General features: G+C 54.3%; 22 protein-coding genes and 1 pseudogene. 2 read left to right on the forward strand and 21 right to left on the reverse strand.

All coding sequences use genetic code 11. The features are described 5' to 3' along the window. Positions 1 to 16 precede the first annotated feature (16 nt). From pilB to rfbB, 5 genes are all read right to left on the reverse strand, one after another. Positions 17 to 1,750, reverse strand: a complete 1,734-nt coding sequence (gene pilB, locus FDM28_RS16885; protein ID WP_138517264.1) for a type IV-A pilus assembly ATPase PilB — start codon at positions 1,748 to 1,750, stop codon at positions 17 to 19. Positions 1,751 to 1,857: 107 nt separating this feature from the next. After that, complete coding sequence (gene rfbC / locus FDM28_RS16890) at positions 1,858 to 2,406, reverse strand: dTDP-4-dehydrorhamnose 3,5-epimerase (protein ID WP_138517266.1); 549 nt, start codon at positions 2,404 to 2,406, stop codon at positions 1,858 to 1,860. Next, positions 2,406 to 3,308, reverse strand: coding sequence for a glucose-1-phosphate thymidylyltransferase RfbA (gene rfbA / locus FDM28_RS16895; protein WP_138517268.1), 903 nt, complete (start codon positions 3,306 to 3,308; stop codon positions 2,406 to 2,408). Before rfbA ends, rfbC begins: the two co-directional genes overlap by 1 nt. A gap of 1 nt (position 3,309) precedes the next feature. Continuing rightward, complete coding sequence (gene rfbD / locus FDM28_RS16900) at positions 3,310 to 4,215, reverse strand: dTDP-4-dehydrorhamnose reductase (protein ID WP_138517270.1); 906 nt, start codon at positions 4,213 to 4,215, stop codon at positions 3,310 to 3,312. Next, a complete protein-coding gene (gene rfbB, locus FDM28_RS16905; RefSeq protein ID WP_138517272.1) occupies positions 4,212 to 5,297 on the reverse strand; it encodes a dTDP-glucose 4,6-dehydratase in 1,086 nt (361 codons plus the stop codon). Before rfbB ends, rfbD begins: the two co-directional genes overlap by 4 nt. A gap of 166 nt (positions 5,298 to 5,463) precedes the next feature. Between rfbB and FDM28_RS18150 the strand changes: the two genes are divergently transcribed. Both FDM28_RS18150 and FDM28_RS16915 read left to right on the forward strand, forming a co-directional pair. Continuing rightward, positions 5,464 to 5,859 carry a pilus assembly FimT family protein gene (locus FDM28_RS18150; RefSeq protein WP_138517274.1) on the forward strand — a complete coding sequence of 132 codons (396 nt, stop codon included), beginning with the start codon at positions 5,464 to 5,466 and terminating at the stop codon, positions 5,857 to 5,859. A 26-nt stretch (positions 5,860 to 5,885) separates the two neighbouring features. Beyond that, on the forward strand, positions 5,886 to 6,524 hold the full coding sequence (locus tag FDM28_RS16915; protein ID WP_138517276.1) for a PEP-CTERM sorting domain-containing protein: 639 nt from the start codon (positions 5,886 to 5,888) through the stop codon (positions 6,522 to 6,524). Between the two features lie 79 nt (positions 6,525 to 6,603). Here FDM28_RS16915 and FDM28_RS16920 read toward each other — a convergent pair. The 16 genes and pseudogenes from FDM28_RS16920 to epsI form a co-directional block, all read right to left on the reverse strand. Continuing rightward, positions 6,604 to 7,053: pseudogene (locus tag FDM28_RS16920) on the reverse strand (FxDxF family PEP-CTERM protein); the annotation flags it as partial. A 174-nt stretch (positions 7,054 to 7,227) separates the two neighbouring features. Next, positions 7,228 to 8,211, reverse strand: a complete 984-nt coding sequence (locus tag FDM28_RS16925) for a GDP-L-fucose synthase family protein (RefSeq protein WP_138517281.1) — start codon at positions 8,209 to 8,211, stop codon at positions 7,228 to 7,230. A gap of 11 nt (positions 8,212 to 8,222) precedes the next feature. Then, on the reverse strand, positions 8,223 to 9,338 hold the full coding sequence (gmd, locus tag FDM28_RS16930; RefSeq protein WP_138517283.1) for a GDP-mannose 4,6-dehydratase: 1,116 nt from the start codon (positions 9,336 to 9,338) through the stop codon (positions 8,223 to 8,225). Between the two features lie 114 nt (positions 9,339 to 9,452). Beyond that, complete coding sequence (locus FDM28_RS16935) at positions 9,453 to 10,889, reverse strand: phosphomannomutase (RefSeq protein ID WP_138517285.1); 1,437 nt, start codon at positions 10,887 to 10,889, stop codon at positions 9,453 to 9,455. Positions 10,890 to 11,048: 159 nt separating this feature from the next. Then, entirely contained in the window at positions 11,049 to 12,371 is a 1,323-nt protein-coding gene (locus FDM28_RS16940; protein WP_138517286.1) for a UDP-glucose dehydrogenase family protein, read from the reverse strand. A 78-nt stretch (positions 12,372 to 12,449) separates the two neighbouring features. Continuing rightward, positions 12,450 to 13,556, reverse strand: a complete 1,107-nt coding sequence (locus FDM28_RS16945; protein ID WP_138517288.1) for a DUF1972 domain-containing protein — start codon at positions 13,554 to 13,556, stop codon at positions 12,450 to 12,452. After that, a complete protein-coding gene (locus FDM28_RS16950; RefSeq protein WP_138517290.1) occupies positions 13,553 to 14,611 on the reverse strand; it encodes a glycoside hydrolase family 99-like domain-containing protein in 1,059 nt (352 codons plus the stop codon). The genes FDM28_RS16945 and FDM28_RS16950 overlap by 4 nt, the downstream gene beginning before the upstream one ends. After that, complete coding sequence (locus FDM28_RS16955; RefSeq protein ID WP_138517293.1) at positions 14,608 to 15,726, reverse strand: glycosyltransferase family 4 protein; 1,119 nt, start codon at positions 15,724 to 15,726, stop codon at positions 14,608 to 14,610. The genes FDM28_RS16950 and FDM28_RS16955 overlap by 4 nt, the downstream gene beginning before the upstream one ends. Continuing rightward, complete coding sequence (locus FDM28_RS16960; protein WP_138517295.1) at positions 15,723 to 16,952, reverse strand: glycosyltransferase; 1,230 nt, start codon at positions 16,950 to 16,952, stop codon at positions 15,723 to 15,725. The genes FDM28_RS16955 and FDM28_RS16960 overlap by 4 nt, the downstream gene beginning before the upstream one ends. A gap of 5 nt (positions 16,953 to 16,957) precedes the next feature. Continuing rightward, a complete protein-coding gene (locus tag FDM28_RS16965; RefSeq protein WP_138517298.1) occupies positions 16,958 to 17,893 on the reverse strand; it encodes a glycosyltransferase family 2 protein in 936 nt (311 codons plus the stop codon). Further along, complete coding sequence (locus FDM28_RS16970; protein ID WP_138517300.1) at positions 17,883 to 18,905, reverse strand: glycosyltransferase family 2 protein; 1,023 nt, start codon at positions 18,903 to 18,905, stop codon at positions 17,883 to 17,885. The genes FDM28_RS16965 and FDM28_RS16970 overlap by 11 nt, the downstream gene beginning before the upstream one ends. Beyond that, complete coding sequence (locus FDM28_RS16975) at positions 18,905 to 19,990, reverse strand: acyltransferase family protein (protein ID WP_138517302.1); 1,086 nt, start codon at positions 19,988 to 19,990, stop codon at positions 18,905 to 18,907. The genes FDM28_RS16970 and FDM28_RS16975 overlap by 1 nt, the downstream gene beginning before the upstream one ends. Positions 19,991 to 20,004: 14 nt before the next feature. After that, complete coding sequence (locus FDM28_RS16980; protein WP_170211833.1) at positions 20,005 to 21,498, reverse strand: O-antigen ligase family protein; 1,494 nt, start codon at positions 21,496 to 21,498, stop codon at positions 20,005 to 20,007. Next, positions 21,491 to 22,681: a polysaccharide pyruvyl transferase family protein gene (locus FDM28_RS16985; protein WP_138517307.1), complete on the reverse strand. Its 1,191-nt coding sequence runs from the start codon at positions 22,679 to 22,681 to the stop codon at positions 21,491 to 21,493. The genes FDM28_RS16980 and FDM28_RS16985 overlap by 8 nt, the downstream gene beginning before the upstream one ends. Beyond that, positions 22,678 to 23,943: an oligosaccharide flippase family protein gene (locus FDM28_RS16990; protein ID WP_138517309.1), complete on the reverse strand. Its 1,266-nt coding sequence runs from the start codon at positions 23,941 to 23,943 to the stop codon at positions 22,678 to 22,680. Before FDM28_RS16990 ends, FDM28_RS16985 begins: the two co-directional genes overlap by 4 nt. 28 nt (positions 23,944 to 23,971) lie before the next feature. Next, the gene (gene epsI, locus FDM28_RS16995) at positions 23,972 to 24,664 is read right to left on the reverse strand and encodes an exosortase-associated protein EpsI, B-type (protein ID WP_138517311.1); all 693 of its coding nucleotides are present in this window, start codon (positions 24,662 to 24,664) and stop codon (positions 23,972 to 23,974) included. Between the last annotated feature and the right edge of the window lies 1 nt (position 24,665).

Genomic DNA, 24,665 nt, shown 5'->3' on the forward strand with positions numbered 1-24,665 from the left:
TCCCCCGGGTTGCTTTTTATTCGTTGGTCACTGCAAGCACTTCTTCCAACGAAGTCAGCCCTTGTTTCACTTTGTGGAGGCCGGATTGGCGCAAAGACCGCACACCCTCCGCCTCCGCTTGCGCGGCAATATCCATGGCGCTGCCGTCACGCAGAATGATGCGTTGAATTTCATCGCTGATCGGCATCACTTGGTAAATGCCAACACGCCCCTTGTAGCCGTTGTTGCACGCCGAGCAACCCACTGCCCGGTAGGGCTTCCAGCTGCCATCGAGGTCAGCCGGCTTGAAGCCGGCGTCTAGCAAGGCCTTTTCTGGTACATCAACGACCTGTTTGCAGTTGGTGCATAGCCTGCGGGCCAGCCGCTGCGCCGTAATCAGGATCACGCTGGACGCAATGTTGAAGGGCTGTATGCCCATGTTGCGCATCCGTGTGAGTGTCGTCGGTGCGTCGTTGGTGTGCAACGTAGATAGTACCAAGTGACCGGTTTGTGCCGCTTTGATGGAGATGTCCGCCGTTTCCAGGTCGCGGATTTCCCCCACCATGATGATGTCCGGATCTTGGCGCAGAAAGGACTTGAGCGCAGCCGCAAAGGTTAGGCCTGCCTTTTCGTTCACGTTGACTTGGTTCACCCCGGGCAGGTTGATTTCCGAGGGATCTTCCGCCGTGGCGATATTCACCCCCGGCTGGTTGAGCATATTCAGGCAGGTGTACAGCGATACGGTTTTGCCCGAGCCGGTAGGGCCTGTGACCAAAATCATGCCGTAGGGGCGGCCAATCGCCTTGAGCAGGCGCTCTTTTTCCTCTACCTCATAGCCCAGCGCATCAATACCCAGCTTGGCACTGCTGGGGTCCAAGATACGGATCACGATCTTTTCGCCAAACAAGGTGGGCAGTGTGCTCACCCGGAAGTCGATGACACGGTCCGCGCCGACCTTCAGTTTCATGCGGCCGTCTTGCGGCACCCGCTTTTCTGAAATGTCCATGCGCGAAATCACCTTGATCCGCGAGGCCAGCTTGTCTTTGATGGCAATCGGCGGGCTGGCAATTTCGCGCAACTCGCCATCGATGCGGAAGCGCACCCGGTATTGGTGCTCGTAGGGCTCAAAGTGCAAGTCCGAGGCCCGCATGCTGAAAGCATCCATCAGCATTTTGTGCAAAAAACGCACAACCGGAGCATCGTCTACTTCGGCAGTAGCGCTTTGGGTTGTATCCACCGCGGCTTCAGCTGCCGTCTCATCAAACTCAAAATCGCCGCCGATGATTTCTTCCATCGCCTCGCTGGCGGTGACGGTGGCGGCCTCGACGATTTTGGAGAGCTTGTCGTACTCTGCAATCACCCAGTCAAAACCCATTTGGGTCGAGAACTTGATGCGCTCTGCCGCTTGCTGGTCCGATGGGTCGGCGGTGGCAATGATGAGGCGGTTATTGCGTTTGCTTAGCACCACTACCCGGAAGTCGGTGCAAATTTTGGCGTCCAGCAGCCCTTTGGGTAGGCGTTGCAGATCGACTGCATCCAAGTCGATCAGCGGCGCTGCAAATGCGTTGGAAAGGGTGTTGGCCAAATCTGCCGAAGACACCGCAGCCGACCCCACCAGTTCGGCAATGAAATTGTTTTTGCCGGTAACTGCTTTTCGGTAAATATCTTCCGCCGTTTTTTGCGGAATTTTGCCAGCGGCAACCAACGCCCGACCGATACCTGGCAGGGCAATCGTCGCGGAATCTCGGGTCGAGGTGTCAACTGAAGCCATAAGCCGATAAGGATAGCCGATGCTGCCCGCAAACAGACCGGCAGATTCAACACGTTACCAAATTTACCTTGCCAAATCGGCTAGTTATTCCGCTCAGGCCGTGCAGCTCACCGTCCTGTTTGCGCGTCCGCGAAGCGACTGCCCGCCATATCTTTGGCTGATAGCTTGGGCGCAATGGTCAACTCAGGCCACTCAATGGCTAAGGTCGGGTCATTCCAGGCAATGCAGCGCTCATGCTCGGGGGCGTAATAGTCGGTGGTTTTGTACAAAAACTCGGCGGTTTCAGAAATCACCAAGAACCCGTGCGCCAGGCCCGGTGGCACCCACAGCTGGCGCTTGTTGTCCGCAGACAGCACCTCCCCCACCCACTTGCCGTACGTTGGGGACTCAGGGCGGATATCCACAGCCACGTCAAACACGGCCCCTTGCACCACCCGCACCAGCTTGCCTTGCGCTTGCTTGAGCTGGTAGTGCAGGCCACGCAACACCCCGTAGCCGGATTTGGAATGGTTGTCCTGCACAAAGGGCAGCGTTACACCCGTGGCCTCACGGAATACGCGTTCGTTGAAGCTTTCAAAAAAGAAGCCGCGCTCGTCACCGAATACTTTGGGCTCCAGCAGCAGCACATCGGCAATCGCCGTTTTAGTCACTTGCATCAGTACACCTTCTCTTTCAGCAAGCGCAGCAGGTATTGCCCGTAGCCGGATTTGGCCAGCGGCTGTGCCAGCGTTTGCAGTTGGGCATCGTCAATCCAGCCACTGCGCCACGCAATTTCCTCGGGGCAAGCCACTTTCAGGCCTTGGCGGTTCTCGATGGTGTGGATGAACTGGCTGGCTTCCAGCATCGACTCGTGCGTACCCGTGTCCAGCCAGGCGTAGCCCCGGCCCATGGTTTGCACATCCAGCGCACCTTGCTCCAAGTACATGCGGTTGAGGTCCGTAATCTCCAATTCACCCCGCGCGGAAGGTTTGACCTGCTTGGCCATCTCCACCACGTTGGCGTCGTAGAAATACAGGCCTGTCACTGCATAGCGCGATTTGGGGGCTTTGGGTTTTTCTTCCAGGCTGATAGCTTTGCCCTGGGGGTCAAACTCCACCACGCCGTAGCGCTCAGGGTCATTCACTGCGTAGGCAAATACGGTGGCACCGCTCGCTTGCTGTGTGGCGTTTCGCAGCAGTCCCGCAAAGTCGTGCCCGTAAAAAATGTTGTCCCCCAATACCAAAGCGCTGGGTGCACCATCCAGAAACTTCTCGCCAATCAAAAAGGCTTGTGCAAGCCCGTCTGGTGACGGTTGCACCGCGTATTCAATCTGAATGCCCCACTGGCTGCCGTTGCCCAGCAATTGCTCAAACCGCGGGGTGTCTTGCGGGGTACTGATCACCAGTACCTCCTTGATGCCCGCCAGCAGCAGCACGCTCAAGGGGTAGTAAATCATCGGCTTGTCGTAGATGGGCAGCAGTTGCTTGCTGACCGCCTGGGTGGCCGGGTACAGGCGGGTGCCGGAGCCGCCGGCCAAGATGATGCCTTTGCGCTGCTTGGTGCCAGATGTGTTGGTCATGTTATTTCCCTGAAATTTCAGTCAGCATCCGGGTGACACCGGTTTGCCAGTGCGGCAAGGTCAAGCCGAAGGCGGCTTGCAGTTTGGTCGTGTCCAAGCGCGAATTCAGTGGGCGCTGGGCGGGGGTGGGGTAGCTGCTGGTGGCTGTGGGGGCTGCCTTGTCTGCGGTGGCCTTAAGCGGCAACCCCAGGGCTGCTGCCTGCTCCAGCACAAACTGGGCATAGCCATGCCAAGTGGTCTCACCCGCAGCAATGCAGTGGTAGAGCCCAGCGAGTTCCGGCTGGGTTTGCAAGTTGCGGATGGCGTGCGCGGTCACATCCGCCAGCAACTCGGCCGAGGTGGGGGCGCCAAACTGGTCGTTGATGACGGTGAGGCTGTCCCGTTCACCTGCCAGGCGCAACATGGTTTTGGCAAAGTTGCCGCCCCGGGTGGCATACACCCAGCTGGTGCGCAAAATCAGGTGTTTGGGGTTCTGCGCCACTGCTTGCTCACCTTCGAGCTTGGTTTGGCCGTACACGCTCAAAGGGCCGGTGGCGTCTTGTTCGGTCCAAGGCTTGCTGCCACTGCCGTCAAACACATAGTCGGTGCTGTAGTGAATCAGCCACGCTCCTGTTTTGATAGCTGCTCGCGCAAGTGCGGCGGGCGCCAGGGCATTAATGGTTCGTGCAAGCTCGGGCTCGCTCTCGGCCTTGTCCACCGCAGTGTGAGCCGCGGCATTGACGATCACGTCCGCTTGCACGGTCTCGACGGTGCGTTCCAAGCCGGGCAAGTCGGTGAAGTCGCCGCACAGGCCTTGGGGGTTCTGGCTGGCATCAAAGTCCAGTGCCACTACCTCACCCAGTACGCTCAAGGAGCGTTGCAGCTCCCAGCCGACTTGGCCACCACGGCCGAACAACAGGATTTTCATGCGGGGGCCTTCTCAGCGCTTTTGTCACCATATTGTTTGCTGACCCAGTCGCGATAGCCGCCACTCAGCACGTTGTCCACCCATTGCGGGTTGTCCAAGTACCACTGTACGGTTTTGCGGATGCCGGTTTCAAAAGTCTCGGCAGGCTTCCAACCCAGTTGTTGCTCAATCTTGCGGGCGTCAATCGCGTAGCGGCGGTCGTGGCCAGGCCGGTCGGTCACATAGGTAATTTGCTCTTTGTAGGGCTTACCGTCTGCACGGGGCTTGAGCTCGTCCAGCAGGGCACACACGGTGTGCACGATCTCCAGGTTGGGTTTCTCGTTCCAGCCACCTACGTTGTAGGTTTCGCCCAGCACGCCAGCTTCCAGAACACGGCGGATGGCGCTGCAATGGTCTTTGACGTACAGCCAATCGCGGATCTGCTGGCCGTCGCCATACACCGGCAGGGGTTTGCCGGCTTGGGCGTTGACGATCATCAGCGGGATGAGCTTCTCGGGGAAATGGTAAGGGCCGTAGTTGTTGCTGCAGTTGGTGGTGAGCACCGGCAGGCCGTAGGTGTGGTGGTAAGCGCGCACCAGGTGGTCGCTGGCCGCTTTGCTGGCCGAATACGGGCTGTTGGGCTCGTAGCGGTTGGTTTCTGCAAAGGCCGGGTCGGTTTTAGACAAGGAGCCGTAAACCTCGTCAGTAGAGACGTGCAAGAAGCGGAAGGCAGCTTTGGCCTCAGTTGGCAAGGCGCCCCAGTAGGCGCGTACGCTTTCGAGCAAATGGAAGGTGCCGACGATATTGGTCTGGATGAACTCGCCAGGGCCGTGGATAGAGCGGTCTACATGGCTCTCAGCGGCGAAGTTCAATACCGCCCGTGGCTGGTGTTCTTGCAGCAGGCGTGTGATTAATGCGGCGTCCCCAATGTCACCCTGCACGAATACATGGGCGGGGTTGTCGGCCAAGGGAGTCAAGTTCTGCAAATTCCCGGCATAGGTGAGCTTGTCCAGGTTCACCACGGTTTCTGACAAGCCAGCCAGCCAGTCCAGTACGAAGTTGCTACCGATGAAGCCGGCTCCGCCGGTTACCAAAATTGTCATTGCTTTATTCCCTTAAGGCCCGTAAGGCGCAGTCAATTATCTACGCGGAGCGTGACAGTTTTAGGGGCGTTTGGTCTCGTTAGTCCTTATGGACCAATCAATTGGACTATTTCCAGCCAGCACCGACTTCACTATGATGCTGTAACAACTCGTTACGTCCTGGTGCATGCGCAACTACTCAGCCATTCCCAATGCTCAAGCCGGCTTCACGCTCATCGAACTCGTCATGGTGATCGTGATTTTGGGTATTTTGTCTGCCGTGGCGATTCCCAAATTCGTCGATTTGCGGGGCGACGCGCAAACTGCCGCTACGCAGGCCGTTGCCGGGGCCGTATCGACCGGTGCAGTCATCAATGTGAGTATCCGTAAGGTGAACAGCAGCAAGGGAGAGGCAGTGACGGATTGTGCGCATGGCACTCGACTTATTCAGGGGGGGTTGCCCACGGGTTACAGCATGGGAGGCGCTTTGCCATTGCCCATACCAGATGGCAGCACAGTCAATTGCACGTTGACCGGGCCTAACGGCACTTCTGCGAACGCCACCTTGATCGGCATTCCTTGATAAACGAGAAAATTTGGGAGAACAAAATGTTTCACTACCGTTATCTCCGTTCTAGCTTAGCGGCAGCTGTATTGAGTTACTGCGCTGTAGCGCAGGCGCAAAACATCACGCTGGCGTTTGATGACATGGCTTCTGCCCAAGGCGCATTACCTTACGGTTTTCAACTCAGCCATACCAGCGAAAATCACTTCATTCTTGAAGGCAACTCCTATCTCAGCGCCCCGGTTCCCAGCGGCAAGTTTTTGGCCTACTACTCTCTGGAGTCGCAAAGCGAGTCGATTTTTCTTGCCTCAGGTGCTGCGGGCACATTTGCTCTGAATAGTCTGGACCTAGCCGGTCTTATTGGTGGCGGTGGATTTCAGTCCCAAGAAAATCTATCGATACAAATTACGGGTGTCAAAGCCAATGGTGGCACGGTAACGGCCAGCCAAAGCTTTGGTTTGACGGCGGGCCAATTCACCACCTACGGCAGCCAATATTTCAACGGTTTTACGGGCCTGACATCTATCAAGCTCAGTGGCACCGGCACTAACAACGCTCGCTATGTCGGTGTGGATAACGTGTCCCTCACCATCACCCCCGTGCCTGAGCCAGAAACGTATGCACTCTTGTTGGCGGGGTTAGGCGTAGTGGCTGCTGTAGCCCGCAAGCGCAAAACAGCCTGATTTTCCGGCTCTGGCCGGTGAGGTAATAAAAAAGGGACTGTGAAGACAGTCCCTTTTTCGTGGAGGCAAGCCTCGCTAATTAGGCGGCAGTCTTGCTGCGGCGGCGGGCAATAGCGCCCATCACGCCCAAGCCAGCCAGCAGCATGGCGTAAGTCTCGGGTTCTGGCACGGGGGTCACGGTGTAGCTGGTGATCAAAACATTGAAGCCACCGTTGGCCACGGTGCCAGAGGCCTTTAGGGTGTAAGTGCCGCTCAGCAAATTGCTGAAGCTGTAGTTCAAGCCTGTGGAAGTGCCCTTCAGCGCATTACCGAGGTAAAGCGATGTTGTCAGGCCTGTAACCGCAGAGCCAACATACGAAGCGCCAGAAGCACCAGTCGCGCTCACCAGATAATCAAAAGAGCCAGTCACGTTTGACAGGCCGGTCACGATCACATTCGTAACCTCTTGGTTTGTGAAGCTGCCTACGACAGAAGTTACGCCGTTACCGGTGATGACGGACGCCTGAGCGCCCAAAGACGCTGCCGCTACGGCAACGGCTGCAATTGCAGTTTTGAATTTCATATCCATCCCTTATTTCAGTTGTGAGCTGAAACTACTTCAGCTGAATTCATATTAGGGTTAGCCCTTGGGCTTGTACATAGCCCGTTCGGGCCCAAAAGCTTATGCCGTAGTGCCTAATTGGATCAAAGCCGTTGATGCTCTTTAGAGATGGTCAAAGCGTTGAAAATCTAAATATGCAGCCGCAATGCCTGATGAGAGAGCTGTCTGAGCTTTCCACCCAATACTGTTAAGCAAGCTCACGTTCATTAACTTACGCGGCGTACCATCCGGTTTGCTGGTATCGAAGGCGATCGAGCCTGTGTAGGCTACCGTGGTACTCACTGTTTGAGCTAACTCGCTGATGCTCACATCGTGTCCCACCCCGATATTGATCAACGGCGGCTCAAACTTGCCTGTTTTTGACTCATCGCTGCCCAGCAAGCTTTGGTATTTGTCATCCGGCAAATTCATCAAGAACACACAAGCATCTGCCATGTCATCGCTGTACAAAAACTCGCGCTTCGGTGTACCAGTGCCCCATACGGTCACTGTGTTTGCACCGTTAACTTTGGCTTCGTGAAACTTGCGGATCAGCGCCGGTATCACGTGGCTGTTTTGAGGGTGGTAGTTGTCGCCCGGGCCATACAGGTTGGTGGGCATGGCTGCCAAATATTTGGTGCCGTATTGGCGGTTATAGCTCCAGCACATTTCTACGCCGGCAATCTTGGCCAGGGCATACGGGCGGTTGGTCGGCTCCAAGGGGCCGGTTAGCAAGTGCTCCTCGCGCATGGGCTGGGGCGCCAGCTTGGGGTAAATGCAGCTGGAGCCCAAAAACAGCAGCCGCTTGACCTGGTTCACATAGGCCGAATGGATGATGTTGCTCTGGATGAGCAAGTTGTCGCGTATGAACTCAGCCGGGTAGGTGTTGTTGGCGACAATGCCACCCACTTTGGCGGCTGCCAAAAACACGTACTCTGGTTTCTCCGTTTCAAAGAAAGCGGCAGTAGCCACCTGATTGGTCAGGTCCAGCTCCGCGTGGGTGCGCAATAGCAGATTGGTGTAACCCGCAGCCTGCAAGTTGCGCACAATGGCCGAGCCTACCAAGCCACGGTGGCCCGCCACATAGATTTTTGCGTTCTTGTCCATGGCGGATTGACTTACTCGTGATGGTCGTAGGTTTGGAAACCGGCCAGCTTGACCAGCGCATCGCGCTTGGCGGCTGTAAAGTCGGCTTGCACCATTTCAGCCACCAACTCTTGCAGGCTGGTGGTGGGCACCCAGCCCAATTTTTCTTTGGCCTTGGTGGGGTCGCCCAAAAGGGTTTCTACTTCGGTGGGGCGGTAGTAGCGGGGGTCTACCTTCACAATCACATCACCCACTTTGCATTTGGCCTCGGTGCCAGTTACGCCCACTACGGTGCCAATTTCAGTTTCAGCTTCACCAGTCCATGCGAGCTGAATGCCCAGCTCAGCAGCTGCAAACTCCACAAACTGGCGCACGCTGTATTGCACGCCAGTGGCAATCACAAAGTCTTCTGCCTTGTCTTGCTGCAGCATCAGCCACTGCATTTCCACATAGTCGCGGGCGTGGCCCCAATCGCGCAGGGCACTCATGTTGCCCAGGTACAGGCAGTCTTGCAGGCCCAGCACAATGCGGCTGATGGCGCGGGTGATTTTGCGGGTAACGAATGTTTCGCCACGCAGCGGGCTTTCGTGGTTAAACAAGATGCCGTTGCAGGCATACATGCCATAGGCCTCGCGGTAGTTCACCGTGATCCAGTAAGCGTACATCTTGGCCACCGCATAAGGGCTGCGGGGGTAGAAGGGTGTGGTTTCCTTTTGTGGAGTTTCTTGCACCAAGCCATATAGCTCTGAGGTTGAGGCTTGGTAAAAGCGGGTCTTCTTTTCCAGGCCGAGGATGCGGATGGCTTCCAGAATGCGCAGGGTGCCCATGCCGTCCGCGTCCGCGGTGTACTCGGGGCTCTCAAAGCTCACTGCCACATGGCTCATGGCGCCCAAGTTGTAAATCTCATCTGGCTGCACCTGCTGGATGATGCGGATCAGGTTGCTGCTGTCGGTCAGGTCGCCATAGTGCAGCACAAAATTGCGGGTAGACACATGCGGGTCTTGGTAGAGGTGGTCGATGCGATCAGTGTTAAAGCTTGAGGCCCGACGTTTGATGCCATGCACTTCGTAACCTTTGTTGAGCAAGAGCTCTGCCAAATAAGAACCGTCTTGGCCAGTTACGCCCGTAATCAGTGCTACTTTTTTCATTCGTTTAAATTGCTTGTTTGAAAACTCCCCACATTATCAACGGTGGCATCCCTGATCATCGGCGGCCTGCGTACATCGTTGCTGCCGCAATATTCGTGCGGCGCTATCGCAGCTTTATGCTGCAGCTTTTATTACCCGCAGCAAACAGTCGTCACACAGCTGCTTGGCGCTGCGCACGCTGGTGCTCTCGGCGTAGCAGCGCAGCTCGGGGGCGTTGCCGCTGGGGCGCAGGTGGACGATGTCGCCGGAGGCAAAGTGCACCCGCAAGCCGTCAGTTTCGTCGATTTGCTCCACCGGGCCGGCCTGCGGGGCCAGTAGCTTGCGTAGCAGCATATGGTCTTCGCGCAGGCGGGCAATAAGCGCACGGCTGGCGGTGGTGGCAAAGTTTTGAATGCGGTCGCTCGCGGTGTAGCGCTTGGGCAAGCGGTAGCCCACTTCGGACATCTTCAGCGCCTGCGCCTTGGCGCCGCACAGCAGCGCCAGCATGGGCAGCATGGCATCGCGAGTGGGCAAGGGGCCCAGGCGCTGGCCGTTGCGCAGCACCTGGCTGCCCAGCAAAAAGCCGCCATTGGCTTCATAGCCCACTACCAGCCCGGCACCTGCATCGGCGGCTTGCCGCATGCCTTCAATCACATACGGCGAGCCAATGCGGGTGCGGATCACCTGCGTGAACGACTGGCTGCGCTCCAGCGCCGTGTTGCTGCTCACCGGCGTGACCACCGCAGTGGCTTGCAGCAGCTGGGCGGTCAGTACACCCACCACATCGCCGCGCAGCCACTCGCCGGTTTCGTCGCCAATCAGGGGGCGGTCGGCATCGCCGTCGGTGGAGACGATGGCATCAAAGTCATACAGCTCGGCCCACTCGCGGGCTTGCTCAATGTCTTCATGGCGCACCGCCTCTGTGTCTATAGGCACAAAGGTGTCGGTGCGGCCCAGCGAGATCACCTCGGCGCCCAAGGCTTCCAAAATCTGGCGAATCACGTCGCGCGCCACGCTGCTGTGCTCATAGACCGCAATGGTTTCGCCCTGCAAGGCCTCTTTGCCAAAGAAATGGATGTAGCGGTCCAGGTAGGCCTGCTGCACGCGCGGGTCGGGGGCAGGCAGGGCGGGCAGGGCCAGCTGCTTGGGTAGACCCACCAAAAAGTTCAGCATGGCCTGCTCGTCAGGCTTGCTGATTTCGCCGTTTTCTTTATAGAACTTGATGCCGTTGCGGTCAAACGGAATGTGGCTGCCAGTGACCACAATGGCGGGCGAGCCGGTTTGGGCGGCGTACAGCGCCAGTGCCGGGGTGGGCAGGGCGCCGCCATACACCACTTCAATACCCAGGCTCTGCATGGCGGCCATGCAAGCCGCTGCAATCTCGGGGCTGCTGGGGCGCAGGTCGTGACCCAGCACGATGGTGGTGGCCTTGGGCACCACGGCGTTGATGAACGCGGTGGTGTAGGCGTGGCACAGGTCGGGCGTCATGTCGGCCACTTTGCCGCGCGCGCCGCTGGTGCCAAAGGCCACGCCCGATTGGGTGGCCATGTCTTGGAGGGTGAGTACTGTCATAGAGGTATTTAGCGATTGGCGGGCATCGTAAACGCCTGATATTAACCAGTCTATAGCTCCTTTGGGCGCCTCGCGGTTACATGCCAAAATGGGCTGTAGCGCACACCCAATATGCGCAAGCAGCTCCTTTTTTTATAGCAAATTTACTTGCGACGCTGTCTATCGCCCAATCGCTTGGTACTCAATCCCCATGCCGCGCACCAGCTTCGGGTCGTAAAGGTTGCGGCCATCAAAAATTAGCGGATGCTTGAGCTTGGCTTTGATGGTGTCAAAGTCCGGGCTGCGGAACTCGCGCCACTCGGTCACGATGATCAGCGCATCCGCTCCCTCCAACGCCGCAGTCTGGTTGTCGGCGTAGGTCAAGCGGGTCTCGTTCGGGAAGCAGTGTTGTGCCTCCTTGGTTGCTACTGGGTCATAGGCCGTGACGGTGGCGCCTGCATCCAGCAAATCCTGAATCACCTCGCGGCTGCTGGCCTTGCGCATGTCGTCTGTGTTGGCCTTGAAAGCCAGGCCCCACAAGGCAAAGTGTTTGCCGGTCAGGTCTGTGCCGAAGCGCTTCAGCACCTTGCGGCCCAGTACCCGCTTTTGCGCGTCGTTGGCTTCTTCCACCGCATGCAGCACCTTGAGCTCTATGCCCGCATCAGCTTGAGCAGTCTTGATCAGTGCCTGCACATCTTTGGGAAAGCATGAGCCACCGTAGCCCGCACCGGCATACAAAAAGTCGTAGCCAATGCGTGGGTCTGAGCCAATGCCCTTGCGCACGTTTTCAATGTCGGCCCCCAGCTTCTCGGCCAGGTTGGCCAGCTCGTTCATAAAGCTGATGCGGGTGGCCAGCATGGCGTTGGCGGCGTATTTGGTCAGCTCCGCACTGCGCACATCCATCACCATCAGGCGGTCGTGGTTGCGCTGGATGGCCGCGTAAATGGCACGCATATAGGCAATGCCTTGTTCTTCGTCGCAGCCCACCACAATGCGGTCCGGCCGCATGAAGTCTTCAATGGCGGCGCCTTCCTTTAAAAACTCGGGGTTGCTCACCACGCTGAAAGGGGCCGTTACACCCCGTGCATCGCGCTGTGTGGCAATCGCTTCTTTGACCCGGCTGGCAGTGCCCACTGGCACTGTACTTTTGTTGACCACCACCTTGTAGTCGGTCATGTAGCGGCCAATGTTGCTGGCTGCTGCAATCACATATTGCATGTCGGCAGAGCCGTCTTCGTCGGGCGGGGTGCCTACGGCAATGAACTGCACCGTGCCAAAGTGCACGGCTTTTTCTACATCGGTCGTAAAGTGCAGCCGGCCTGCCGCCACATTGCGCTTGACCATCTCTTGTAGGCCCGGCTCGTAGATCGGAATGCCGCCTTCTTCCAGGATTTTGATCTTGGCCGGATCCACATCGAGGCAGAGCACATCGTTGCCGACGTCTGCAAAACAAGCGCCAGACACCAAGCCCACATAGCCGGTGCCGATTACCGTAATTTTCATAAGTGCCGCATCAAAATGTCACAGACCACCGCCAGCCCGGCCGCGTTGTGCAGGCAGGGTGACGGGCTGGTGACAGATTTAATGCGGCAAATATTTCAGCAGTAAGTCTTCATATTGCTGCAACACATGGGGCCACGTGAAGTCCGCTCGGTAGCGCGCCTGGCCTTGTTCGCGCAGGCGTTGCAGCAGTGCAGGGTCGGCTGTCACCTGGTCCATGCATGCAGCAAAACCTTCAACCCCAGTGAAGTACAAAGCCCCTTCACCCACCACCCAGCGGTTAAAGCGGTTGTCTTGCGCAATCACCGCGTTGCCTGCGCCCAGTGCCTCCACCAGCGAAGGATTGGTGCCCCCCACCTGGTGGCCATGCACATAGGCCGCGCTGTGGAAGCGCAGCGCCTGCACCACTGTTTTGTCGTAAATGGCGCCCACGAACTTCACCTCAGGGCCAGCGGCTTCTTTCACAGCACGGTGGTAAACGTTGGCATCGGAATAGTTGCCCAGCACCACCAGTTGCATGCCGCGTGGCTTGGCAGAAAAGCCCTTCACGATCTCCAGCAACGAGTTTTCAGGCTCCGGGCGTGCAATCACGGTCATGAATCGGCCAGGCTGCAAGCCCAGCGCCTCGACAGGCTCCACCGGTGCGCTTGTAACGGCATCCGCGCCGTAGGGAATGGTGGTGATCTTGTCTGCCCGCACGCGGCTGGTCAGGTGCACCTTGATCTGCGGGTGGTCTGCCACCAAGTGGTTGCCCAGCCAGCAGCCCGCCCAATCGTTCATCCAAAACCAGGTTTTGGCGACAGGCCCCCACTTCATGCGAGACCACTCAATGCCATCCATGTTGATGACGTTGGGTATGCCCTTGATGCGCAGCAGACTGCAAAACACGGCGGTGTTGTAGCCCAAGGTCAGGCACAAGTCACGGTGCGTGGCTGCGTGTGCGGTGGCCAACCAGTCAAACACAATGGTGCCCTTGGGCCCTTCTTGCTCTACCGGAATGCGCACACGCTCCACACCTTGCCAGGTGTCCTCAAACACGGGGCCGGTGCCGTCTTCCTGGCAGTACACCACCACGCGCCAGCCTTGGGCAACGAGGTAGAGCGACAGGTACTCGGCAAAGGTTTCAAAGCCGCCGTGGGCAGCAGGCACGCCGCGGGTGCCGAGAATGCGCAGAGTCTTTTGCGTCATGGAGTACCAAATACTTTCTTTACTTTTTCGAGGTAGCTGAATCCGTCCTTCTTGGTCGGTTCGATGTACGAGCCCTCGCCAAACTCGTTCCAGCAGCAAATGACCCCCATCTTGGGGGCATCGGTTTTGATGGAATCCATCGTCGCCTTTGCTGCCCTGAGGTGGCCCTCAAACAAACCGGGCTCGCCGAAAGACATGTCATGCAAAGGGTCCTTGCTGCCACCCCAAGGCCGCTTGTCCCAGCCTGAGGTCATGGGAACTACCAGTGGCAGATTGCCTTTGCTGACGAATCGGGACCAATGCTCTCTGTAGGCCTTGTCTAGTTGCTCGTAGTTGTGCGATTGAATCGGCGAATACAGGCCTTGGTGATAGTTGTAGGCAGACAGGGCTGAGTACCCTGCATCTTTGGCAAAGCTATCGATCATGGGACTCGCAGCGCCCGTGCCAGCAACAAAGTAAATGCCTGGTAAGCCGTTTTGTTTGGCGATGTTTTGGGCTGACTCCAACAGCGCTTTGGTACTTGAACCAAACTTTGCCGCGTCTGCTTGCAAGAAATCAGCATAGAAAACAAATACAACAGGCTTACCTTCTATGCGCAAGAACTCCGGGCGCTGAAAGTAGTACTTTGCCCAATAAGTCACCATGCGCTCAAAGTTATCTTTGCTCGCGAGCATGCCATCGTGGTTGGCCCAGAGTAAGGAAATCTTTACTTTCTCTCGATTGGGCGCCCGCATATGTGCAGCCAATGCATGTTCAAGGAAAACCTTGTTGTCCTTGCCCCAGTACCAGTCATAGGCCACAAAGTTAATGCCGTATTCCGCCATCCAGTCGATATGCTGGCGTGTTACCTCATCGCTGCCTTCTTTGTACCAGCCCAGCTTGGGCTCCCGCTCAGGGAACGGTTTGATTTTTTCCCAGGGTTGGGGAAAAACCGCGCCTTTTTGGTTGTCAGCCCAGCCGGGAAAGTAATACACGCCTATGTTGTATTTGTCTGTCTGCGCTTGCGCCAACAAACTACAAAGGGCCAAGCCCAAAGCCCCGATAAGTTTTTTCATGTGAGCCCCTTAGCCAAGACGGCTCTGTATTGAGCAGCAACTCTGTGTGCAGCCTCATTCCACTGATACTTTTCAACTTGTGCCAGCCCCTTGGCCGCCAAGGCTTGGCGTAACGCTATGTCGCTTGTTACAGCCGCCAGAGCGTCGCGCAAACCGGCCACGTTGGTGGACTCGACCAACAAGCCTGCGCTACCCACAACTTCGGTCAGTGCTGTGTTGTCGGCTGCGATCACGGGTACCCCGCTGGCCATTGCCTCCAAGGGTGGCATGCCAAAACCTTCAGCCAGAGACGGGTAGGCAAAAGCAAGGCAGTGGCGGTAAAGCGCAGGCAACTCTTTGTCTCCCACGTTCTCCAAGAAATGGACCTTTTGTGCCAAGCCAGCTTGCCTTATTACTTCAAACATGGCTTCAAAACCAAAGTCCTTTTGCCCTACTACCACCAGTGGCGGTGCGTCAGCACCAAGTGCTGCATACGCCTTAAAGAGCGTTACATGGTTTTTGCGTGGTTCCAGGCGGCCAACTGTCAACAAGTACTTGCCGGGCTCCAGCCCTCTGCCAGCGACTAGTTCTGCACCTTCTGTACCTGGGTAAAAGCGGGTTTTGTCTGCAGCATTGGTCGTTACCGTAAGGCGCTCTGCGGCCACTCCATAGCGTGCACTGATCTCGCGTTTTGAGAACTCACTCACCGTAAACACGTGCTCTGCGGCAAATGCCGCCCACCGCATCAAAACGCGCGAGCGCAAGCGAAAAATTGGTTGAAAGTACTGTGGGTGGCTCTCAAACAGTACGTCATGGATCGTGACCATCGTTTTGGATAGCGATGGCAATGGAATGATGTATTGGGTGTGCAGCAAATCCAGCTTCAAGCGGCGCTGCATCTTGGGCAGCTCCCACATCAGCCTGCGCACCGCGCCGGTATGGGCGAGCCGTTCCAAGTGCACATTGGGCAAATCAAAAGCCGGGTAGTTTTTCAGGAACGCGTCGGTGTCATCCAGCAAGCAAACAAATTCAATTTCCGGGCAAAGCTTTGCCACTCTTGAAAAAAGCTCAATCACATGGGTCCGAGAGCCTTGAAAAAGGCCGTCGACCACGTGCAGGTCAAAACCTACTCTCATTGCTGTGTACCTTTATCTTGAACCGCAGCCTGTTGGTGTTTGGATACGCTGGCATCCAACAGGCCATTGAGGGAGGCCCATTTGGCCTGCCATGAAAAACGTTTTGCTATCAATGCTTTCGCATTGCTGCCCAAGCGCTGGCTCTGTACCGGATCAGACAACAAAGAGTTGATGTGCATGGCAAATGCAATCGGCGTGTCCGCAATCAGCATGTGCTCGCCCGATATGGCACCAGTTTCTTCTGCGCCAATGCTGGTTGCCACAATCGGACACCCGGTGGCCATGGCCTCCAGGGTTTTGATCTTGATTCCACCACCGCTCAGGACGGGTACCACCACCACCGCAGCAGAACGCACAAATGCGTAAGCATCCGGCACAACCCCTGCAAACACCAAATTTTTGCCCGCCCGTACCTTTAAGTCAGCAGGTACTCCTTTGCCGGCAACCTCAAATACCGCATCGGGGTGGGCCTGCAAAACGAGTGGCCAAACAGAGTCTAAAAAGAAACGCAATGCAGCCACGTTTGGCAAATGAGTAAATGAACCGATGAATGCAACGCGCTTGCTGTCAGACGGTGCCCATTTCAGATCGGGTAAGCCCACGGCTGCCGGGCTTGTAGTCGCGCCTAGCCCCGGGCTAAAGACCTCAAGGCCCAGCCTGTCCTGCTCAGTTATGGCAGCCACCGCAGTAAACCGCGGATACCACTTGGCTTCGTAGCGCAGCCATCCCAGCCAGTTCAAAAAAGCTTGTATACGCTTGAGCCAGCCGCGTGTGGACTTGAACTGCCGGAACGATGAAACTGAATAGGCATCCTGCACATCCATCAGGGTTGGCAGGTCAGTGGCATCTTTCACGTACTGCGCCATCTGAGGAAACTGCATGAGTACCGCATCAGGGCGCATGTTCTTTTTAAGCTGAAGAAGCGCCGAATGCATGGCTGCAACATTGCATATGGATGCGCCCACAGGCTTCAGCGCCAGTTGTGCAACCTTGGCACGAAGGATGGTGAGCTTGCCCAGCGGCTGATGCACCGTGGTTACCGAGGCGCAAATGCGCTCTAAATGCGGCAGTGCAGCGGTAAGCTCCGCTGAGCCATCTTGCGCAAAGGCCAAGAAGTGGACTTCGTGCTTCTCCGCCAAGCCCTCCAACTGCCCCCAGCACAAAGCCCCACCACCATGGGGCACTCCCGGGTAGACCACAAAAGGCGACACAACCAAAAGTTTCATGACTGTCACCCCGGTACCTTGGTAAGGGCTTGGCGTGCCGCCGCCGCATAGGCCTTGGCCTTATCGCCAGCGATGGCGTTGCCCCGCAGCTTGTTCAACGCAAAGTACACAGGCACCCGCAGCCAAAGCACTGCAGCCAGCAGCGCACCGGTCAGGCGGGCTACCAAGGCGCCATAGTGTTTGGCCAAATACAGCTTGTAGGAGCGCACAGTGCGTGTCAGTGCGGCCTGGCCAATCCATGCCTTGCCCGCACCTTCGTAGTGGCACACGCACACCTCTGGCAGGTAGGCAACCTTGAACCCATGCAACTGCACATGCTTGCAATAGTCCACGTCCTCTACGTACATGAAGTAGCGCTCGTCCAGACCGCCAATTGCATTCCAAAGCGTGCGGCGTGTGAGCAAAAAGGCGCCCGACACCCAAGCCACATCGGCATGCGCCCGGTCATAAAAAGCGCTGTCGGTTTCCGTACGGCGAAACACATTGGGCAACGCGGCCACAGAGGCCAAGCCCAACCACGACAGCACAATGCGCGCAGGTGTGTGCTCATACCCCACCGAGGGCTGGTTGCGCCCATCTCCGTAAAACAGGTGCACGCCCAAAGCGCCCAAACTGGCGTCTTCAAATGCTGCCACAGCAGCATCTATCGGGGTGAGGAGCTTGGTGTCGTTATTCAACAGCAGCACAAGCTCACCCTTGACTGCACGCACTCCGATGTTGTTGCCACCGGTGAAGCCCGTGTTTACTGCGCTTGCTATCAGGCGCACTTGCGGGAAGTTGCGCTCAATGTAGGCCACGCTGTCGTCTGCTGATGCATTGTCCACAATGATGACCTCGTGGCTGCAATGCACGTGGGCGGTGATGGACGCAATGCATTCGTCCAGAAAACGCAGGCCGTTGTAATTGACGATAACAATGGAAAGCAAAGGCTCAAGCTGCATAGTGCCCTCCGGTATGGCGCATGGCCATCAGGCCGTTAAGCGTGGCCCGCAGGGCTACGCGCAGGGTCTTGAACTGCTTGCGCTTGGTCAGCACCAGCATTTCAAAAGCAACGCGCACCATGCTGCTTGCAAAGTTGGCGCGGTTGTAGCGCCAGTTGAAGATCACGCGGTTGCGATAAAGGTATTTAGTGGACGTGGCAGATGGCTCTTTGGTGCTGCTGGAGCCAATGGAGCCCCCCTCTTTGTGCCAGACCACGCTTGCATCTGCATAGGCCAGCTTGAACTTGCCCTTAGCGCGGAAGGCCCAGTCGATCTCTTCAAAATACAAAAAGTAGTCTTCGCACATCAGCCCCACGGTCTGCAAAAACGGTGTACTGACCAGCATGGACGCACCCACTATATAAGCCGTTTGGGCCTCTACCGCCGCCACGTCGCAAGCCGCCTCTACGGGCGCAAACTGCCCTATAGGCACCACCACGCCACGTCGCGCATCAAACGCCGAGCCGCCATAGGCCTGCACCTGGCCGCGCTGGTGGTAGAACACCAACTTGGAGCCACACATGCCAATTTTCGGGTCCTGCTGCATGCGGGCTACCAAATGCTGCAGTGCATCGGGGGCGACAACGGTGTCATTGTTGAGCACCCACACATAGTCAAAACCGCCATGGGCCAGGCAATAGCGCAAGCCCACGTTGTTACCACCTGCAAAACCTAGGTTGGCACCAGTTTGAATCAGCACAAGGGGAGCTTCCTCGTCCGCCATGCCCCCGCTCTCTGCCTGTGCGCGGTCATAAAGGACAAACGGCGTGCCGTTGGCATTGGCCCAAGTTGCTATTTTTTCTAGAGAGTTGTCTTGAGAGCCGTTGTCGCAAACCACGATACGGAATTGCACCGCCGTGCTCTTTAAAACGCTTTCCAAGCATTCAACGGAATCCGATGAGCCGTTCCAGTTCAAAAGTAACACGGCGCATGACGGATGAGCGTTCAGTTCGGGTTGGTTTGTGGGTGCCATCACTTGATAGCTCCTGCAGAAATCTGAGTTTTGTCGGATGACCAAAAGAAACTGACTCGCTTGCCAAATGCAATGGATGGAAGCTCTACGAACCGGTAGCCAATCCAAGCGAGCAAAAAAGAAAAAGCAAGCATGAGCGGAATGGCAAGTAATCCCCAATCACGCAGGTATGGGGTCAACACAAATTGCACTAGAACGTGCAGCAAATATGCTGAGTAACTTATTTGGCCGACCCAGCTCAACCATTTGGGCCAGAACAGAGACCGCCGAAATGACACCGCCAGAAGAAAAACCAACAACCCAAACAACCAAGCGCTAAGCATTGGCGTTAGGGTAAGTGCGCCGCCAGCAGCCGAAGCATCTCGCCCATTGAAGGAAGTGAATGCAGTCAAAATAGCCACCATTACGCCAACACCGATGACGACTCCTGTTTGTTTCTGACTGCTGGATCTCTCTTGAGCTTCGCTAACGACCCACCCAATTAGCATCAACTGAATATGAAAGAGGCCATACGCAAAGTACTTGCCCTGGACGAAATACATCCAAAAGGCAACAAGGGCGATACCGACTGAGTAGGCCAAACAAATGTAGAACGAGTGTTTCATTAACCGAGCAAAAGCTATGGCGGTCATCAAGAAGTAGAAGACTAGCTCGAACTTTAGACTCCAAAAAACACCTATAACGTTTTTGGAGCCCACGAAACCTTGCAGCATTGAGAAATTCACAAAAATCTCAGAAACCTTGAGATTTTGTGGGAGACGCATCAATCCAAAGTACGCAAGAGCACAAGCAAGAAGAATCGAGCACCAGTAAATTGGAAATAAGCGAAAAAATCTATGTATCCAAAATACCTTCAACGATCTAGCGGAGGAGATTGATCTCGGGATAATATACCCACTAATTAGAAAGAAAATCGATACACCCGCCTGCCCTAACTGAACGTATGAATTATTGACTGTGTAAAAAAAAGGAATGCGACCTTCTGCGAAATGGGTAAGCATTACCATTAGGACTGCAGCGCCACGCATGCAGTCCAAAAAAGATAATCGCGGCACCAAATGAACGGTGGTGCGAGATTCTTTCACATGTTTTCCAATTTTCAATCTCGACCCCGATGATTCAAATGTCGGTGGATTGAATGACGTTTGCTTCGGGCGTCTGCTTTAATTGAAGGGTCGGCACTATGTTGTCCATATCTCGGGGTATGCTTTAAAAAGTGAGCAGCTGCAAGTAAAAAAGAAGTGTATGCAATGAAGGCGGGACTTAGAATTTCAGGCTGTGTAACTGCGAGAAGCAACACACCCAAAAGTGTACCGGCGGCTGCACCGAGAAATATTCTCTCTTCTTCTGTATTCTTTTTGCTATAAGCAGTAAAAATAGATATAAATACGGAGGCAATAAATACAGCAAAAGATACTAGCCCAATAGTGCCGAATTTCAGTGGGATGAAGTAGTAGCTATTATGAATATAGCTCGTCTGATTTGGAAATAATTCAGTTGCGACAAGCGGGGGTTTATATTCCCCACCTAAACCAATACCCAAGAGTGGATTTTTGACAATTGATTGGGCGGCGAACGCATTTTCACTCAAGCGCCAACCAAACGAGGAAGATGAACGTCCCTCCAAAGTGACACTTAATGCTCTATCTATGACTGCATCGTAGACAGCAGGGCTGACTATGGCCAATAGAGATAGCCCAGTGAAGCTCAAGAAAATCACTATCGTTGTTAACTTGACAGAGTGCCTTAAGCCTAAAAAAAGTGCAGATATAAATATGCCAAAAGCCGCACTTGCCCAAAGTGCTCTCCCGAAGCTCACAAGTAGCGCAAAGGCTAATATGCAAATGCATATAAATTGAACGCTAATGGTAAGAATTCCACCATCTCGCCTAATCACTATGGGGATAAGAATGAATAAGCAAAAAAGCAGAAAAAGCTTACCAGGGATCGTGGCTCGAATAATATTACCATCGATGTTTCCTAGTGTTTCTAGTTGTTCGACTCTGCCGCCAAGCGAGACTCCAGTCGCATACTGAAAAATCGATGCTATGCCAATAAGTAAACCGATGGCTGCTGTGAGTCTTATTAATTTATTAAAGGCAGTTTTCTCGTCGAAGCAGACTAGTAGTGATGGGAATATAAGAAAAGCAAGTGTCTGCTGAAATTCACCTAATGCAAATACTGAATTATTATTCAGATATTTGACTCCATAAAAATACCCCCATAGCATGGTTATTGAGTATATTCCTACGGGGTACCATGCCCGGCTGCTAACGCGAGGAGCGCCATTTCTCTTGGCCAGAGAAAGGGCAATGCTTAATATGCAACTGGCAACAATAAGTACAGGATATAGTCTTCCTCCCTTGGGGATAGGTATTACATCGCAAATAACAAGTACAATAAAAACAATCGGAAGAAATGTATATTTTTTAGAGGCGAGTAGTCCGATAACTAACGCTCCACCTGCAAGTGCTAGAAATGGACTGAAGGTAGTGATTGTGATTGCAGTGAAAAATGCTACAAAAATAGTAGCAATAGCCGCCACGACATAAAGGGCTAACTGTCTATTCGATGCATTCACTAAGCTATCCACCTTCTGGGCCTAGAAAAACAGCCTGATAAATGGGGAAGTGCGTCATTTTCCCGAGTTGTTCGGCCGTTTTTCTCAATTGAATTGAAATACGTCCATGTTCGGAAAGCAACCTATCTAGTCCAACGTTTAGTCGATCAGAAGACGAATTCTTCACGTCGACACAGTAACTCTCCATTCTGGTGTAACGGCAGGCTTCATTCATCTTGCTTTCGTAGCTGATGGCATAAAAAGGAACACCATTTTTCGCAGCCAAAATTACGCCGTGATAGCGCATAGTAATTACGACATGACAGCTGGCAATTGCTATGTCATATTCATCAGACGACTGAACCCAGTCTGCAATGACCGTTCGTTCGGCTGGCATTCCTTTTTCAATTAATGCCGTGCGGATTTTTTCTAGTAATGTTCGCTCATCCAAATGTCCGTAGAGATGTGGAATGATATGGAGCACTAGATTCTCATTTGCTGTGAAGCGCTTTATGAATCCATCGTCTAGTTGATCGACGATAAACAGAGATTTATTCGATTGATGGTCGGGGTGCCAATTCAACCCTGTTGGTACCAAGCCGATTATTTCTTGCGTATAAGTTGTCGGCTGTGGTGCCGGAAGCGCAAATGCGCTGTCTGGTCCAAACCTTGAATGTAGCCCCCAAGTTTTGAGTTCTTCAAGGCATCGTGCCTCCCTTACAAACACCATAGACCGACTGAGTGCAAATCGTGCCAGTAAATCGAATGCACGATTTCCAGATTTGCCGACAGTGTTTAAGTGAAAGATCAATGTCTTGCCATGGATCGCAACTTGTAGAGCAACCTTTAAGGCGTTCCAGTCTTGATAAATTCCAATATTGGCCCCCGAAGGGGAAACGAGCACGTGGTCACACCAGTCAAGGTCATTGCTTAACGCATCAAACTCCACATTCTTGTATTTGGGTTTTATGCCTAGTTTTCGCTTTAAATATGTACGTGCGAGGTCGATGTATGCAGTCTTCCCACCCATCCCACCCATCACCCGATGGCTAATTTCCGTTCCCAATACTGGCACCGTGCCAGACCACGCGCGAGGACCGTATAGGAATCGAATTTGAGACTTGGTGTCAACTGAGCGAATGATGTGGGCTAACGCTTGCGCAGCGATATCGTCGCCATAGTTATCTGTGTTTTGATTCAGGATTAGGTATTTCATTTCTTTTTCCACTCGCGGGATTTAATTGCTATATATCCGCTTGTCGTGTAGCCGACTAAAAGAAGAACTTCAGCGGCTAAGCAAGCATAGGCGGCGGCAATCCCACCCAGGCTTGCTCCAGCTATGGCCGTGGTGCTGATTCCTACTGCCGCACTCAGCATCTGTAATTGGAGTCGCTTTTGCTGTAACCCCAAGGAGGTAAGAATTGCCGCAGGAATGAAGCAAAGCGAATGTAAGAAATAAACTATAGCCATCAGGCTGAGTACTGATGCGCTGGAACGGTACTTTTCACCGAGCAACAAATGAACGATCAATGAGTCCCATATAACCATCGTAAGAGAAATTGGGAAAACAATTGAAGCAATTTGGATTGCTGATTTTTTTGCCTTTGTCAGGTATGTTTCTTTAGACGAGAGGGACTCCGCTAGAAGCGGGAGAGTCCATTGGTATATCACCCCTGGGATTATATAGCCGGCGGTAATTAATGATGCGATAACGGAATATCGTGCGACTTCAGCACTTGTTGTGACAGAAATAAGGACAATCGCGCTACCTTGTGTGTAGGCGAAGGCCATCACGTCTGACAGCAAGTATGACGAGTTCTTGAGTACTGCTGCGCGAATGCCTATTTTAAATTGCCGAATGGTAGGTAGCCTAGGCCATGTTGCTGCCCCATTATTGAGGTAAATCTTGTATGCATTTGTCCCAATGCAATACATCAGTAGCGATGCAATTAGGCTGGTAGACAAATAGCCGAGCTTTTCGAGATTAAATGCATACAACGCGACTAAGCTTAGAATCGCAGCGGTTGAAAAAACAAGTTGCGAGTCAACAAACTTTTGATTGTTGCCATTGGTTTGAAGGGTTGCTGAGATCACGCCAACTCGCTGTGAATCAATATATCCCCGTGCATACACTAAAAAAAATATCCAAATGACGGTTACTGATGCGATTTCCCTTGGAATCAACAGTAGCGCTAATGCTAAACCTGGCACAAACATCAAAAGCACTGTACTGTTTTGAAGCTTGTCCATCAAAGTGATGTAGGCTCTTTTCGTACTGTGTGTCCTTGCTTTTGCTGCACGCACGATTGAGTATTCATTCAAACCCAATCTAGAGACCGTTAAAAAGAATGCGGCGATAGTGGCGATTGAGACAATAAGACCATAGTCATCCTTGCTCAGATGTCGGGCGATGAGTATTCCGGATATGCCAACGATTGCCCTGGCGAGCACGCCTTTGATGAGTGCGAATAACTTCATGCACTGTAACTATTAGAGTCGAATTTGTTTAAGACGTGGACTTTCCGAGCAGATACGCGCGCGTATCTTCTGGAACTGACTTCAGTAGGTCGTCAATAAACTGCTGTTGCGTTGCATAGGCCTTGCCGTTGTCGGTAGCGATACTCGATACACGAAACAAGATTCCGTCAGCCACGACGCCATTCAAGCCATACTGCATGCGCGCAAAGCCTTGCTCCAGGTTGCCTCGCACGACTTTTTCACCAATCCGAACCCAATAGGTGATGGGCTCATTGCGCTGGCCGAGTTTGGCGACTAATTGCATTGCCGGTACGCTTCCTGAGGTGGTGGTTAGGCTCGTCTTGTTCGTGCTGATGATCTGAAAGCCCTGCGCGGAATAGCACACTTCAGGGCGATGAATTTGCAGATCCCTAGATTGGTTTGCTCCATAGGCGAGCGAAAGCATGATGGCGGCGCCGTTGGAATTCACATACACGCGCGAAAGCGTTTCGGAATAGATTTCTTCCAGTATGGCTGTTTGCTGCGGGTTAACGATCTGCCCGCCGGATTGGGGCAGTTCTTTCCAGTCGCCAAAACTGGTAGGAATGAGCGTGGCCAAAGGGGTTTTTGCACGTTGCTCAGACATGAGCGTCCGCGGGTGCATGGCCCATGCAGCTACGGCAGCTCCCAGCATCAGCAGACCGAGAGTGAAGCCAATGAAATTGCTTTTGGTAGTTTTCATT

The organism is Rhodoferax bucti (assembly GCF_005876985.1).
Lineage (GTDB): Bacteria > Pseudomonadota > Gammaproteobacteria > Burkholderiales > Burkholderiaceae_C > Allorhodoferax > Allorhodoferax bucti.